The organism is Prauserella alba, assembly GCF_024171735.1.
GTDB classification, from domain to species: domain Bacteria; phylum Actinomycetota; class Actinomycetes; order Mycobacteriales; family Pseudonocardiaceae; genus Prauserella; species Prauserella alba.
The window spans coordinates 215,525-228,759 of sequence record NZ_JAMTCH010000003.1; the positions used below are offsets into that span (position 1 = coordinate 215,525).

A 13,235-nucleotide genomic window follows, 5' to 3' on the forward strand; every position below is an offset into this window, starting at 1 on the left:
CTATGCCCCATGGTGGCGACCTGCTGGTGCGCCTCGCCCGCGAACACGGCGTCGACGCCGTGTTCGGCGTGGTCAGCGTGCACAATCTTCCGCTGGTCGACGCGCTCGCCCGCGCGGGCCTGTTCGTGCCGGTGCGGCACGAGGCCGCAGCGGTGAACGCGGCCGACGCGTACGCGCGGGTGTCGAACGGCCTGGGCATCGCGGTGACCAGTACCGGAACCGGGGCCGGCAACGCCGCGGGTGCGCTGATCGAGGCGCAGACCGCGAGCAGCTCCGTCCTGCACGTCACCGGTCAGATCGATGCGGCCTACCTCGATTCGGGACGGGGTGTCATCCACGAGACCCGGGACCAGCTGGGCATGTTGCGAGCCGTGTCGGCTCATGCCGAGCGGATAGAGACCGCGAGCGCGGCCGCTGCCGTCCTGTGGGAGGCCGCACGCGAAGCGGCCGCCACCGCATCCGGTCCGGCCAGTGTGGAATGGCCGATCGACCTCCAGTACGCGCAGCAGCCCGCCGAACCGCCCGCCCCGAATCCGTCCACAGTAGATGATCAGGACCGTTCGGTGGACGGCACGACGGGTGTCCACCCGGTCGACGTCGCCACGGCCGTCGAACTTCTCGGCGCGTCGCGCAGGCCGGTGATCTGGGCAGGCGGTGGTGCCGTCTCCGCGGGCGACTCCGTGCGCCTGCTGGCCGAACACCTGGACGCGGCCGTGGTGACCAGCAATTCGGGGCGGGGAACGATCGCCGAGGACCACGAGCTGGTGGTCGGCAACTTCGCCAGCAGCCCCGGGGCGGCCGAACTGCTGTCCGAGGCCGACCTGCTCATCGCGATCGGAACGCATTTCCGTTCGAACGAGACGAAGCACTACGAGCTGGCATTGCCCTCGCGGCTGTTGCAGATCGACATCGATCCGCGAGCGATCGGCCGGTCCTACCCGGCGACTGCCGGCGTGGTCGGCGATGCCGCCGCCGTGCTCCCGCGGCTGCTGGAGACAGTGGGCGAGAGCGGTACCGCACCCGGCTGGCGCGAGCGCGTCCCGGCGACCCGCCGGCGGGTCCGTGCAGAGCTGATCGAAGCGATCGGGCCGTACGCGCCGATGTGTGAGTCGCTTCGGCACCGGCTGCCCCGCGAGGCGGTGATCGCGCGCGACGTCACGATCCCCTCCAGCCAGTGGGGCAACCGCCTGCTGGAGATCTACCGGCCGGAGACCAATGTGTTCCCGGTCGGAGGCGGCATCGGGCAGGGGCTGGCGATGGGAATCGGTGCCGCCATGGCCCGGCCGGACCACCCGACCGCGGTGCTCGCCGGAGACGGCGGCATCGCGGTGCACCTCGGCGAGCTGGCGACGTTGGCCCAGCAACGCCCGTGGCTGGTCGTCGTTCTGTTCAACGACGGTGGCTACGGTGTCCTGCGGAACATGCAGGAGGCGCACACCGGGCAGCGGGCCGGAGTGGATCTGCACACGCCCGATTTCGCCAAGCTGGCCGCATCGCTGGATCTGCCGCACCAGCTGGTCAACAAGGCCGAACGGTTCGACGAGGCGTTCGCCAAGGCGCTCGCCGAGCGGGGCCCCGCCGTCGTCGAGGTCGACGTCACCGCGCTGAGCGTGCCGACCCCGTTCGTGCCCCCTGTCCATGTCCCCGCCCGGTAGGGAGGCCCCTCATGTCGCCCACGACCGATATCGGACACCACCATTCACACGGTCCTGCCAACCGGCGTCGTCGTGTCCTGGAAACCGCGGCTCCGCTGTTCGTCGTCGAACCGCCGGGGCCGATCCGGGGCGGCGTCGTCGTGTTGCACGACGTCCTCGGGCTCACCGGCTACATCGAGCAGTACTGCCGGTGGCTGGCAGAGGGCGGGTGGCTCGCGGTCGCCCCGTACCACTACTACGAAACCGGCGGTACGGCCTACAGCTCGCCGGGAACGGCTCTGCCCGCGTTGCGGAGCCTGACGGCGCAGACGTTGCGGACCGACGTCGACGGCGCGCTGGACTATCTCGCCCGGCAGCGCCGGCTCGTCCCGGGGTCGCTGTCGGCGGTCGGCTTCAGCCTCGGCGGCTACCTCGCGGCCTGGGCGGCCCGGAACCACGAGCTGGCCGCGGCCGTGTCGATCAGCCCGGGGCCGCCCGACACCGCCCCGGTGCCGCGTATGCCGCCGCTCATCGACCTGGTGCGGGACAGGCGGAGCCCGTGGCTGGGGATCGTCGCCGAGGCCGACACCGGGCTCTCCGGTGACGACGTCCCGCGGCTGCGTGCCGCCATCGCGGACACCAGGGTGCCCGCGGCCGTCGAGACTGTCCCGTCGGCAGCACACGGCTTCTTCCGCCAACACCACGGAACCGCTCCGGACCTGGGAAAACAACGGATCCGGCGGTTTCTCCTCGAATCGACCGGCTGACCTGCCGGCCCCGAACCGTCTTATCGTCATCCCGACAAGCAACGGAGCTTTCATGACGACCCTGCCACCACGCCCACACACGACACCCGCCGACATCGCCGCCCGCCTCGAGCGGCTCCCGAACTCGCGCTGGCAAGGCAAGATCCTCACCCTGCTCGGCATCGTCACGTTCTTCGAGGGCTTCGACCAGCTGCTCGTCGCCTACACGATGCCGCTGATCAGGCAGGAGTGGAACCTGGGCGCATTCGAACTGACACTCGCGGTCACCAGTGGCTCCGTGGGCATGTTGCTCGGGGCCCTGTGCTGCGGCGTGCTCGCCGACCGCCTCGGGCGGAAGCGGATCATCATCGCGTCGCTCCTGCTCACCGCATTGGCGAGCCTGCTTCTCATGGTGAGCCCGAACTTCGCGGTCTTCACCGCGTTGCGATTCGTCCAAGGCTTCGGCATCGGTGGTGAGGTACCGGTCGCCGCCGCCTTCGTCAGCGAACTGTCGAGGGCGAAGGGACGCGGCCGGTTCGTCCTGCTCTACGAGCTGGCCTTCCCCGCGGGCCTGGCAGCCGCGGCGGTCGTTTCCACCGTCGTCGTTCCCGCTTTCGGCTGGCGCGCGTTGTATCTGATCGGTGCGTTGCCCGCGTTGATGGCAGTGCCGATCCTGAAGTATGTGCCCGAGTCCCCGCGCTGGCTGGCCACCCGGGGTGACCTGGAGCGCGCGGAACGGGAGATGCGGTGGATCGAGCGCAGCGTCGAATCGGCGAGCGGGCGGCCCCTGCCGGAGCCCGATGTCACGGGGTCCGGGAGCAACGAGTCGCTCGGGCGTTTCCGTGAACTCGTCGGACCGGCTTTCCGGCGCCGGACCGCGATCGTGTCGACGCTGTGGTTCTGCGGGTACTTCATCAACTACGGACTGACATCGTGGCTTCCCACCATCTACACCTCCATCTACGGCGTTCCCGTCGACACGGCGTTGCGGTACACGCTGTACACCAGCCTCGCCGGATTCGGCGGCTGCGTCGTGATCATGCTTCTCATCGACCGGATCGGCAGGCGGGCCAGCCTGGTCGGCGGGCTGGGCCTCGGCAGCCTGCTGTTGGTGGTGCTGGCGCTCATCGGCGCCGAAACCGGTGTCACCGTGGCCCTGTGGGCGACGCTGTCGGCCGTGTTCATCTTCGCGGTGAACATCTGCCTGTACCTCTACACGGCTGAGCTGTATCCGACGCGGATGCGCGCGCTCGGCATCAGCCTCGGCGGGGCGTGGAACCGGATCGGCGTGATCTTGGGGCCCGTGGTGGTCGGGTGGCTCGTCGGCGTGGGTGCGACACCGCCGGTGGTGTTCGCGGTCTTCGGCGCCGTCGGCCTCACGGCCGCGCTCGTCGCCCTGCTCGGTGAGGAGACGACCGGCAAGCGCCTCGAGGACATCTCGGCGTGAGGCACTCGGGCCACGACGGGGCGTCGTGCGAGGCTGGGTAGGTGACGATGTCGCGGCCGGGAGCCGTCGGTGCGTAGCTCGCCGTACGGCGTCACGATGTGGCCCGCGGCGTCGTCAGGCCCGGAACGTCGTCAGGCACGGAACGGAGCAGTGGATGGATGAGGACGGTGCCACCGCGGTGGAGGCGGTCGAGGTGTACTGGCGGCCGGGGTGCCCGTTCTGCATGGCGCTGCGTCCCCGGCTGCGGCGATCGGGACTGCCGATCCGCGAGGTCGACATCTGGGCGGACCCCGCCGCGGCAGCGCGTGTCAGGGAGGCCGCGGGCGGTAACGAGACGGTGCCCACGGTGTTCGTGGGGCCGACTGCGCTGGTCAACCCGTCGGTCCGAGAGGTCAAGGCGGCCGTGGACCGCTACGCCCCTGCCTTGCGCGCGCACACGCGGTCGCGGCGACAGTGGTGGCGCCGTCGCGGTACCAGCGGTGCGTGATGGGCCGTGCGGCACGGTTGCCGGGGTGATACCGGCCGGTGCCGGGGCGGGGAGTCGGCACCGGCCGGCGTGCTCGTGGTGTCAGCAGCTCACCGGATTGTTCAGGGCGAACGTGCTCTGCGGGGCCGACACCGCAGGCAGCAGGTGCCGCTCCTCGGCGTTCAGGCAGTGGTCGGCGGGGCCCCCGATTGCGAACGAGACGCGGCAGGTCGTCGGGGCGCCCCATGAGTTGTACACGTACGGATCCCCGTTGATGGTCTCGAGGTGGCAGACCTTCGCCGCCGGCTGCACCGGTGCGGCCGCGGGCCGATCGGTCGTTGCGGCTCCCGCTGCTCCCGCGGTGAGGAGCCACGCCAGGCCGGTGATGCCTGCCATTGTCGCTGCACGCTTGCGCATGAGTGCCCCCTTGGAACGTCGTCGTGGTGCGGACGCCGTCCAGGCTGCCCGTCCCGAGTGGCGCCGCGGTGGTTCTCCGATGGCGGTGTTCTCAGGCGCGGTGGTCGGGGTGGCCGATGCCGCTCATTGCGGGCGGCGGGCGAGGTAGACGGTGCTGCTCGCTTCGCGTTGCCGGAGGGGATTGTCGAAGGTCACGACCTCGGCGGTGACGTCGCAGAACTGCTCACCGAGCGCGGCGGTGAACTCGTCGTCGGGCGCCTCGTCGGACCAGAGGGCGAACACGCCGCCGGGCCGCAGCCGGCCGTGGAGCGCGGCGAGACCGTCGGGAAGGTAGAAACCGGCGTGACTCTCGTGCAGCACGTGCCGCGGGGAGTGGTCGATGTCGACGACGACGGCGTCGAACCGGCGGCCCGGTTCGTGCGGATCGAGCCCCTGGTCGGAGGCGACCAGTGCGAAGAAGTCGCCGTGGACGAACCGGCACCGCGGATCGGCGGCCAACGTCCCGCCCGCGGGAAGCAATGCCCGTTCGTGCCAGTCGATCACCGGGGCGAGTGCCTCGACGACGACCAGCGAGCGCACCCGGTCGTCGGCCAGTACCGCGGCGGCGGTGCAGCCGAGTCCGAGCCCGCCGACTGCCACGTCGAGATCCGTTCCGTCCAACCGGGACACGGCGCTTCGGCCCAGTTCCGTCTCCGACACGGTGAACAGGCTGGACATGAGGAACTCGTCGTTGAGTTTGATCTCGTGCACCTCGCGGTCGAGCGCGGGGTCCCGGCGCACCCGCAGCGACAGCTCGCCGATCGGGGTCTGCTGCCAGTCGAGTTCCTGGAATCGCATGGTCGCGTGCTCACTTTCGGTGATGGGCGTCGGAAGCCGTTCGGGCGTTCCCGACATGACCATGCTGGTGCACCCCGGCAGCCGCCGGTCGCCGGGGTGCACGGCGCCGACCGGTCAGTGTGCGCCGGTCAGGTTGCCTGCCAGGGTGGCGTGACGCTTCTCGCTGTCGTCGTTCATGCCGGTGATCGTGACGGTGGTGCCACGGGCCTCGTACTTCGTCGTGATGGCGTCGAGCGAGGCGACGGTGGAGGCGTCCCAGATGTGGGCGTCCGAGAGGTCGATGACGACCTCGGACGGGTCGTTCGCGTAGTCGAACTGGAACACCAGGTCGTTGCTCGAGGCGAAGAACAGCTGCCCCGTCACGTGGTAGATCTTGGTCGTGCCGTCGGGGTCGAGCACACTCTCCACCGACACCAGGTGCGCGACCCGGCGGGCGAACAGCACCATCGCGACGAGCACCCCGACGACCACGCCGATGGCGAGGTTGTGGGTCGCGACGGTCACGCCGACGGTCGCGACCATGACCGTCGTCTCGCTCTTCGGCATCCGCACGAGTGTCTTCGGGTGGATGCTGTGCCAGTCGAACGTGCCGACCGCCACCATGATCATGACGCCGACCAGGGCCGCCATCGGGATGAGCCCGACGATCTGGCCGAGTGCGACCACGAGGATCAGCAGGAACACACCGGCCAGGAACGTCGAGGCGCGGGTTCGGGCCCCCGACTTCACGTTGATCATCGTCTGGCCGATCATCGCGCAGCCGCCCATGCCGCCGAAGAAGCCGGTGACGATGTTGGCGATGCCCTGACCCCACGACTCGCGGGTCTTGTCGGAGTGGGTGTCGGTGATGTCGTCGACGAGCTTGGCCGTCATCAGCGACTCCATCAGCCCGACCAGGGCCATGGCGAAGGCATAGGGCGCGATGATGGTGAGCGTCTCGAAGGTGAACGGCACGGCGGGAATGCCGAGGATCGGCAGGCTGTCGGGCAGCTCGCCCTGGTCGCCGACCGTGGGCACGGCGATGCCGGCGCTCACGGTGAAGATGGTGAGCACGATGATGGCCACCAGTGGTGCCGGAATCGCCTTGGTGAGCTTGGGCAGGCCGACCATGATCGCGAGGCCGACGGCGAGCAGCGGGTACACCTGCCACGGCACGTCGATCAGGTAGGGCAGCTGCGCGGTGAAGATGAGGATCGCGAGCGCGTTGACGAAGCCGACCATGACGCTGCGCGGCAGGAACCGCATCAGCCGCGCGACTCCGGCCCCGGCCAGCAGGACCTGCAGCAGCCCGCCCAGGACGACGGCCGCGAACAGGTACTCGACGCCGTACTCGCGCGCCAGCGGTGCGACCACGAGGGCGATCGCCCCGGTGGCGGCGGAGATCATCGCGGGCCTGCCGCCGGTGAACGCGATCGCGACCGCCATCGTGAACGACGCGAACAGGCCGATACGGGGGTCGACCCCGGCGATGATCGAGAAGGACACGGCTTCAGGGATCAGTGCCAGGGCGACGACCAGGCCGGAGAGTGCCTCGGTGCGCAGGATGCGCGGCGACAGCCAGGCCGGGCGGCCGAGTTTCGGGCGCAGGGCAGCAGGAAGTGACATCAGCTTCTTTCGTCAGAAGGCGTGCGGAAAGGAAGGGGAGGGAGCCGCGTCGACGGGGCTCGTACCGAACGGAGAAGACTCTACCGTTACGTAAGGGAAGTCTTGCGCGGAATGTGACCCAGCTCCCGGACGGCGACCTCGATGGGCCTGCGGTGTCGTCGCGGTAATCTCGTGACGACGCGTGCGCCTGCGCGTGCGGAGCCGGGCTCGTTACGGTCGGAATTCGGCCGAGGGAAGGATGTGGTGTGGCCGAGCACATGCAGATCGGCGAGGTGGCCGAGCGCACGGGGCTGTCGTTGCGCACCATCCGCTACTACGAAGAGGTCGGCCTCGTCGTGCCCAGCGCGCGCAGTCAGGGCGGCTTCCGGCTGTACAACGAGCCCGATGTGGCTCGGCTGCTGTTGATCATGCGCATGAAGCCCCTCGGGTTCCAGCTCGACGAAATGCGTGAGCTGCTTGCCATCCTGGACGCCACTCCGGGGGACCAGGTCCCGGACCCGGAGGCGCGGTTGCGTGAGTTCGCCGGGATCGCCGAACAGCGATGTGACGAGCTGCGCTCACGGTTGCGCAACGCCGAGGAGTTCGCCGGGACGCTGCGCTCGCGCCTCGACGACGTCGCCCGCCGGGGCTCGTGACTCCCGTGGGCGGCCATCGCTTTCGCGATCACCGCTGAACGGACTGCCGGGCCGACGTGGGACACGCACCGGCCCGCTGCCGGCTCAGTTCACCGGTGAGCGGCGTTCGAGCAGCACCGTGTCGTGCCACCGGCCGTCCCGCTGGGCGATGCGCTCGCGCACGCCGACGGTGCGGTAGCCGGCCGCGTGGTGCAGGGCGACACTCGCGCGGTTCTGCGTGAAGATCGACGTCTGCAACGTCCACAGCCCGTCGGCGTCGGCCTCGGTCACCTGCTTGTGCAGCAACGCCTTCCCGATCCCGCGTCCCCGGCGGTCCCCTCCGATGTAGACGGAGGTCTCGGCGACGCCCGCGTAGCACTGGCGCGCGGACGCGGGAGTCGCAGCGGTCCAGCCTGCCACCTCGCCGTCGATCTCGGCGACCCAGCGGTGGCCCGGCAGCCAGGTCGCGTCGAGGCACTCCTTGCCGGGCACCGTCGTCTCGAACGTCGCGATGCCGGTGGCGATGCCCTCCTCGTAGATGCGCAGCACCGCGGGCCAGTCCTCGTCGCGCAGCGCCCGTACCGTCACGTCGGCCGGCAGGTCGTCCGGGCAGCAGGGCCGTGGGCCGAGTGCGCCCATGACGGCGTCCGCGGCGTGGGGGAGCCCGCTGCAGCAGGCCTCGTTGACGGTGACGACCGTGCTCGTGCCCTCCTTGTGTGTCTCGACGAACCCGACGTCGGCGAGTTTGCGCACGTGGAACGAACACGTCGATTGGCTCGTCCCGAGCAGTTCGGTGAGAGACCCGACCGTGATGCCGTTCGGGCTGGTGGCGACCGCGTGCAGCAGGCGCACCCGTACCGGCTCGGCGAGGCACGCGAACCAGTCCGCGTACGTGCTCGCATCCGCGGTGGGCAGGACCTGGGCTTGGCGCAGCGCGATCGGCATACGGCGAGTGTATCGATGCCGATCGATGGTTGCTTTCATCGACCGGCATCGATACTGTCGTCGGCAGATCGATCGATACACATCGATGAAAGTCGTGGGTCGTGAGCGTCGGAACGAGGAGTGCGTCGATGAACGAGGTGCCGGTCGTCGTGGTGGGTGCGGGTCCCGTGGGCCTGGCTGCCGCCGCGGACCTGCTGGAACAGGGATTGGAACCACTCGTGCTCGAACGCGGCGAGCACGCGGGCGCGGCCGTGGCCCAATGGGGGCACGTGCGGCTGTTCTCGCGGTGGTCCGAGCTCGTGGCCCCGGCGGCACGGCGACTGCTCGACGGCCGTGGGTGGCGCGGCCCGGACGACGACGCGTATCCGACGGGGGCGCAATGGGCCGCCGACTACCTGCGGCCGCTGGCAACGGCACTGGGTGACCGTGTGCGCTTCGGCGTCGAGGTCACCGGGGTCGCACGGCGCGGCCGGGACCGTGTCGTGGATGCGGGCCGGGACACCGAACCGCTCACCGTCCACGTGCGCACGGCCGGTGGTGAGGAACGGATCACGGCGCGAGCACTGATCGACGCATCCGGAACCTGGCACACGCCGAACCCGCTGGGTGGCGACGGACTCCCGGCCGCGGGGGAACGCGACGCCGTCGACCGGATCACCCACCACCTGCCGGACCTGAGCGACGCGCAGCTGCGGCAGCGTTACGCCGGACGGCACGTCGTCGTCGCGGGCAGCGGCCACTCGGCACTGACCGCGCTGATCATGTTCGACGAACTCGCGGCCGAACGGCCGGACACCCGGATCACGTGGTTGCTGCGCCGCGGCAGGCTCGGCGACACCTTCGGCGGGGGCGTCGCCGACCAGTTGCCCGCGAGGGGTGCGCTGGGCGATCGCGCGCGGGCGGCCGTCGAGGCGGGGCGCATCGCCGTCGAGACGGGGTTCCGGACCGACGTCGTCGAACGCGACGGTCGCGGCAGGCTGAACGTGGTCACTGTGGACAGGCGGCGCGTGTCGGATGTCGACGAGGTCGTTGCCGCCACCGGGTTCCGGCCCGACCTGTCGTGGCTGTCCGAGGTGCGACTCGACCTGGACACCACACTGCAGGCGCCGGTGCGGCTGGCACCGCTGATCGACCCCAACGTGCACTCCTGCGGCACCGTCTACCCGCACGGTGCGGCGGAACTCGCCCACCCGGAGCCGGGCGTGTACCTGGCGGGCATGAAGAGCTACGGCCGGGCGCCGACGTTCCTCGCGATGACGGGCTACGAACAGGTCCGCAGCATCGCCGCCGAACTGTCGGGTGACACCGAATCCGCCAGACGGGTCGAACTCACCCTTCCCGAGACCGGCGTCTGCGGCGGTTCCGGTCTCCTCGACGAGCAGGCCGACGAGCAGGTGGGCGAGCGGCCGGACGAGGGTGCCGGCGGGTGCTGCAGCGCGCCCGCCGAGAAGGGCGCCCCGGCCGCGCGCTGATCCCGGGGTTGCCGGTCAGCGTCGCCGGCCGGCCGGGCGCGTCCGGTGCGCGGGACGTCACGGCGTCGGCGCGAGCTCGGCCAGCAACGCCCGCACCCTGCGGTCGATGTCGTCGCGGATCGGCCGCACGTCGTCGGCACCCTTGCCTGCGGGGTCGGCCAGCTGCCAGTCCAGGTAGCGCTTGCCGGGGAACACCGGGCAGGCGTCGCCGCAGCCCATCGTGATCACCACGTCGGCCGCCTGCACCGCCTCGGTCGTCAACGGCTTCGGGAACTCCTTGCTCAGGTCCAACCCGAGCTCACCCATCACCTCGCGCACGGCCGGGTTGATCGACTCGGCGGGCGCCGAGCCCGCGGAACGGACGGTCACGCGACCCGCGGCGTGGTGGTCGAGCAGCGCGGCGGCCATCTGCGAACGGCCCGCGTTGTGCACGCAGACGAACAGCACCTCGGGAATGTCGGACACGGTCTCCTCCTTCTGCCTGCGGCGGATCACTGCCGGTCGGACCGGTGCGGAACGGTGGCTTCGGTGGATCCGGCGAAGCGGCGGCGGAGCGCCAGCGAGACGTACACGAGGGCCACGAGCACGGGTACCTCGATGAGCGGCCCGACGACCCCGGCCAGCGCCTGGCCGCTGGTGGCGCCGAACGTCGCGATGGCCACCGCGATCGCCAGCTCGAAGTTGTTGCCCGCAGCGGTGAAGGCGAGCGTCGTGGTGCGCTCGTAGTTCAGGCCGACCGCCCGCCCGAGCGCGTACGACCCGGCCCACATCACGGCGAAGTAGATCAGCAGGGGCAGCGCGATGCGCACCACGTCGAGCGGGTTGCCGGTGATCTGCTCGCCCTGCAGCGCGAACAGCAGGACGATGGTGAACAGCAGTCCGTAGAGGGCCAGCGGGCCGACACGAGGCAGGAACCGCGATTCGTACCACGCCCTGCCCTTCGCGCGTTCACCGAACCGGCGGGTGAGGTAACCGGCGAGCAGCGGAATGCCGAGGAAGATCAGCACATTCACCACGATCTGCCACGCCGACACGTCGAGGTCCGCCGTGGGCAGACCGAGCCAGGCGGGCAGCAGCTCGAGGTAGAACCAGCCGAGCGCGCCGAAGGCGACGACCTGGAACACCGAGTTCAGCGCCACCAGCACCGCGGCGGCCTCACGGTCGCCGCAGGCCAGGTCGTTCCAGATGATCACCATGGCGATGCACCGCGCCAGCCCCACGATGATCAGTCCGGTGCGGTACTCGGGCAGGTCCGGAAGCAGTGCCCACGCCAGCGCGAACATGACGGCGGGCCCGAGGATCCAGTTGAGCACCAGTGACGGCCACAGGAGCCGGTGGTCGCGCGTGACCGTGTCGAGCCGGTCGTAGCGAACCTTCGCGAGCACCGGATACATCATCACCAGCAGACCGAGCGCGATCGGCACCGAGATGCCGCCGACCGAGATCGCCTCGAGCGTGGTGTTCAGCCCCGGGATCCACCGGCCTGCGAGCAGGCCCGCCACCATCGCCGCGGCGATCCACAGTGGCAGGAATCTGTCCAGTGTGGACAGCTTGCCGACGACGCCGCGGTCACCGGTCGCCGTATCCGTGTCCACGGTCATGCGGGGACCCCCGCTTCGGCCGAAGACTCCGCGGGCGTGCCTGCGGGGCGGAGTACGGCGGACAGTCGCGCGAGGACGTCCGGCGCTGCGCGGTAGTACACCCAGGTCGCTCGCCGCTCGCTCGTCACGAGCCCGGCCTCGCGGAGGACCTTCAGGTGGTGCGAGATCGTCGGCCCGGTCAGGTCGAACGTCCCGGTCAGGTCACACACGCACGCCTCGCCGCCGGCATGCGAGGCGATGAGGGAGAGCAGGCGCAGGCGCACGGGGTCGGCGAGCGCCTTGAACGCCTGCGCGAGTTCGGTGGCCTGCTCCTGCGACAACGGGTCGCCTGCCAGTGACGTCCCGCAATGTTCGGCGGTCTCGGCCGGCGCCGGCGGTCCGGGCGTCCCGCGGGGTGCTGACACGGCGAATCGCGTCGGCTGTTTCGACATCCGTCTATCTTGATGCCCGTCGAGGTAGGCGTCAATCGGACGTGCGCCACACCGCCACCGTGTTGCGTTTCCCGGGGCGCGTGTTGCGGATTGCGGAGGCCGTGTTGCGGATTGCGGAGCCCGTGTTGCAGTTCGGGGAGGTCGTCGCTGCTGGTCGTCCGCCGTCCGGTCCGAGGTCAGACTCGGAGCGCGATGCTGCCGCCCCGTGCGTCGGTCGTCACGACGGACGGCAATCAGTCACATGCCTTAATTTTGCATCCGCATGTTGTCGCTTCGAGAGGGACGGGTGTGTGACGCGTAAGCTGCGGCGAACCCGGCGGGAGGTGTTGAGTCGTGATGACCGGTAACGGAGTGGAACGCACGTCGCGCGCCGTCGCGACGCGGCAGCTGATCATCGAGACCGCCGAGCGGCTGTTCGCCGAACGCGGCGTGACGGCCGTGTCGAACCGGCAGGTCAGCGAAGCGGCCGGGCAGGGCAACAACACGGCGGTCGGCTACCACTTCGGCGGCAAGGCCGACCTCGTTCGCGCCATCGTGCGCGACCGGCACCAACGGGTCGAACACCTGCGGGAGGAGACACTGGCTCAGGTACGCGGCTCGGTGACGGTCCGCGACTGGGTGGCCGCCCTGGTCCTGCCCACGACCCGGCACCTCGCCGACTCGGGGTCGCCGACGTGGTTCGCCCGGTTCGCGGCGCAGGCCGCAACCGAACCCGCCTTCGCGGCGATGATCACCGAGGAGGCGCTGAACTCACCGGCGCTGAACGAGATCCGAACCGGGTTGGACGCCTGCCTGCCGCAGCTTCCCCGGAGCGTGCGGCAGCAGCGCGCCGAGATGGCGCGCACCCTCATGGTGCACACCGTCGCGGACCGCGAGCGCGCGCTGGCCGACGGTACCGAGCCGTCGGCAGAGTCGTGGGATGCGGCCGCCCACGGGCTGATCGATGCGCTCACCGGCATGTGGACCGCCCCGGTGACCCCGCTGCACTGACGGCAGCGCGGGTTGGCCGCCGGCGCCCGC

Annotated in this window: 14 protein-coding genes; 7 read left to right on the plus strand and 7 right to left on the minus strand. The window is 70.4% G+C overall.

The window, feature by feature from the left end:
* Window positions 1–2 precede the first annotated feature (2 nt).
* The 4 genes from LY12_RS00915 (at window position 3) to LY12_RS00930 (ending at window position 4,314) form a co-directional block, all read left to right on the plus strand.
* Window positions 3–1,655: a thiamine pyrophosphate-binding protein gene (locus LY12_RS00915; protein WP_253852631.1), complete on the plus strand. Its 1,653-nt coding sequence runs from the start codon at window positions 3–5 to the stop codon at window positions 1,653–1,655.
* An 11-nt stretch (window positions 1,656–1,666) separates the two neighbouring features.
* Window positions 1,667–2,401 carry a dienelactone hydrolase family protein gene (locus LY12_RS00920; protein WP_253852632.1) on the plus strand — a complete coding sequence of 245 codons (735 nt, stop codon included), beginning with the start codon at window positions 1,667–1,669 and terminating at the stop codon, window positions 2,399–2,401.
* Between the two features lie 52 nt (window positions 2,402–2,453).
* On the plus strand, window positions 2,454–3,827 hold the full coding sequence (locus LY12_RS00925; protein ID WP_253852633.1) for an MFS transporter: 1,374 nt from the start codon (window positions 2,454–2,456) through the stop codon (window positions 3,825–3,827).
* 154 nt (window positions 3,828–3,981) lie between these two features.
* Complete coding sequence (locus LY12_RS00930) at window positions 3,982–4,314, plus strand: glutaredoxin domain-containing protein (protein WP_253852634.1); 333 nt, start codon at window positions 3,982–3,984, stop codon at window positions 4,312–4,314.
* An 81-nt stretch (window positions 4,315–4,395) separates the two neighbouring features.
* Here LY12_RS00930 and LY12_RS00935 read toward each other — a convergent pair whose 3' ends face one another.
* The 3 genes from LY12_RS00935 to LY12_RS00945 form a co-directional block, all read right to left on the minus strand.
* On the minus strand, window positions 4,396–4,710 hold the full coding sequence (locus LY12_RS00935; RefSeq protein WP_253852635.1) for a hypothetical protein: 315 nt from the start codon (window positions 4,708–4,710) through the stop codon (window positions 4,396–4,398).
* Between the two features lie 123 nt (window positions 4,711–4,833).
* Window positions 4,834–5,610, minus strand: coding sequence for a polyamine aminopropyltransferase (locus LY12_RS00940; RefSeq protein ID WP_253852636.1), 777 nt, complete (start codon window positions 5,608–5,610; stop codon window positions 4,834–4,836).
* Between the two features lie 51 nt (window positions 5,611–5,661).
* Window positions 5,662–7,152 carry a SulP family inorganic anion transporter gene (locus LY12_RS00945; protein WP_253852637.1) on the minus strand — a complete coding sequence of 497 codons (1,491 nt, stop codon included), beginning with the start codon at window positions 7,150–7,152 and terminating at the stop codon, window positions 5,662–5,664.
* A 257-nt stretch (window positions 7,153–7,409) separates the two neighbouring features.
* Here LY12_RS00945 and LY12_RS00950 point away from each other — a divergent pair, with 257 nt between their 5' ends.
* Window positions 7,410–7,787, plus strand: coding sequence for a MerR family transcriptional regulator (locus LY12_RS00950; RefSeq protein ID WP_253854771.1), 378 nt, complete (start codon window positions 7,410–7,412; stop codon window positions 7,785–7,787).
* Window positions 7,788–7,871: 84 nt separating this feature from the next.
* Here LY12_RS00950 and LY12_RS00955 read toward each other — a convergent pair whose 3' ends face one another.
* Window positions 7,872–8,711, minus strand: coding sequence for a helix-turn-helix domain-containing GNAT family N-acetyltransferase (locus LY12_RS00955; RefSeq protein ID WP_253852638.1), 840 nt, complete (start codon window positions 8,709–8,711; stop codon window positions 7,872–7,874).
* 128 nt (window positions 8,712–8,839) lie between these two features.
* Here LY12_RS00955 and LY12_RS00960 point away from each other — a divergent pair, with 128 nt between their 5' ends.
* On the plus strand, window positions 8,840–10,183 hold the full coding sequence (locus LY12_RS00960) for an NAD(P)-binding domain-containing protein (RefSeq protein WP_253852639.1): 1,344 nt from the start codon (window positions 8,840–8,842) through the stop codon (window positions 10,181–10,183).
* Between the two features lie 57 nt (window positions 10,184–10,240).
* Here LY12_RS00960 and LY12_RS00965 read toward each other — a convergent pair whose 3' ends face one another.
* The 3 genes from LY12_RS00965 to LY12_RS00975 all read right to left on the minus strand — a co-directional run bounded on the left by LY12_RS00965 (window position 10,241) and on the right by LY12_RS00975 (window position 12,215).
* Window positions 10,241–10,591 carry an arsenate reductase/protein-tyrosine-phosphatase family protein gene (locus tag LY12_RS00965; RefSeq protein ID WP_253854773.1) on the minus strand — a complete coding sequence of 117 codons (351 nt, stop codon included), beginning with the start codon at window positions 10,589–10,591 and terminating at the stop codon, window positions 10,241–10,243.
* A gap of 83 nt (window positions 10,592–10,674) precedes the next feature.
* The gene (gene arsB, locus LY12_RS00970; protein WP_253852640.1) at window positions 10,675–11,784 is read right to left on the minus strand and encodes an ACR3 family arsenite efflux transporter; all 1,110 of its coding nucleotides are present in this window, start codon (window positions 11,782–11,784) and stop codon (window positions 10,675–10,677) included.
* Window positions 11,781–12,215 (minus strand): ArsR/SmtB family transcription factor, encoded by a 435-nt coding sequence (locus tag LY12_RS00975; RefSeq protein ID WP_253852641.1) that lies wholly within the window; start codon window positions 12,213–12,215, stop codon window positions 11,781–11,783. Before LY12_RS00975 ends, arsB begins: the two co-directional genes overlap by 4 nt.
* Before the next feature lie 336 nt (window positions 12,216–12,551).
* Here LY12_RS00975 and LY12_RS00980 point away from each other — a divergent pair, with 336 nt between their 5' ends.
* A complete protein-coding gene (locus tag LY12_RS00980; protein ID WP_253852642.1) occupies window positions 12,552–13,205 on the plus strand; it encodes a TetR/AcrR family transcriptional regulator in 654 nt (217 codons plus the stop codon).
* Window positions 13,206–13,235: the final 30 nt, after the last annotated feature.

What these genes read in the sequence shown, in the direction of transcription:
- arsB (WP_253852640.1), bottom strand. Translation starts at nt 11,784, where the DNA reads ATGACCGTGGACACGGATACGGCGACCGGTGACCGCGGCGTCGTCGGC.
- LY12_RS00945 (WP_253852637.1), bottom strand. Translation starts at nt 7,152, where the DNA reads ATGTCACTTCCTGCTGCCCTGCGCCCGAAACTCGGCCGCCCGGCCTGG.
- LY12_RS00965 (WP_253854773.1), bottom strand. Translation starts at nt 10,591, where the DNA reads ATGGCCGCCGCGCTGCTCGACCACCACGCCGCGGGTCGCGTGACCGTC.
- LY12_RS00960 (WP_253852639.1), top strand. Translation starts at nt 8,840, where the DNA reads ATGAACGAGGTGCCGGTCGTCGTGGTGGGTGCGGGTCCCGTGGGCCTG.
- LY12_RS00925 (WP_253852633.1), top strand. Translation starts at nt 2,454, where the DNA reads ATGACGACCCTGCCACCACGCCCACACACGACACCCGCCGACATCGCC.
- LY12_RS00915 (WP_253852631.1), top strand. Translation starts at nt 3, where the DNA reads ATGCCCCATGGTGGCGACCTGCTGGTGCGCCTCGCCCGCGAACACGGC.
- LY12_RS00920 (WP_253852632.1), top strand. Translation starts at nt 1,667, where the DNA reads ATGTCGCCCACGACCGATATCGGACACCACCATTCACACGGTCCTGCC.
- LY12_RS00935 (WP_253852635.1), bottom strand. Translation starts at nt 4,710, where the DNA reads ATGCGCAAGCGTGCAGCGACAATGGCAGGCATCACCGGCCTGGCGTGG.
- LY12_RS00930 (WP_253852634.1), top strand. Translation starts at nt 3,982, where the DNA reads ATGGATGAGGACGGTGCCACCGCGGTGGAGGCGGTCGAGGTGTACTGG.
- LY12_RS00950 (WP_253854771.1), top strand. Translation starts at nt 7,410, where the DNA reads ATGCAGATCGGCGAGGTGGCCGAGCGCACGGGGCTGTCGTTGCGCACC.
- LY12_RS00975 (WP_253852641.1), bottom strand. Translation starts at nt 12,215, where the DNA reads ATGTCGAAACAGCCGACGCGATTCGCCGTGTCAGCACCCCGCGGGACG.
- LY12_RS00955 (WP_253852638.1), bottom strand. Translation starts at nt 8,711, where the DNA reads ATGCCGATCGCGCTGCGCCAAGCCCAGGTCCTGCCCACCGCGGATGCG.
- LY12_RS00940 (WP_253852636.1), bottom strand. Translation starts at nt 5,610, where the DNA reads ATGGTCATGTCGGGAACGCCCGAACGGCTTCCGACGCCCATCACCGAA.
- LY12_RS00980 (WP_253852642.1), top strand. Translation starts at nt 12,552, where the DNA reads ATGACCGGTAACGGAGTGGAACGCACGTCGCGCGCCGTCGCGACGCGG.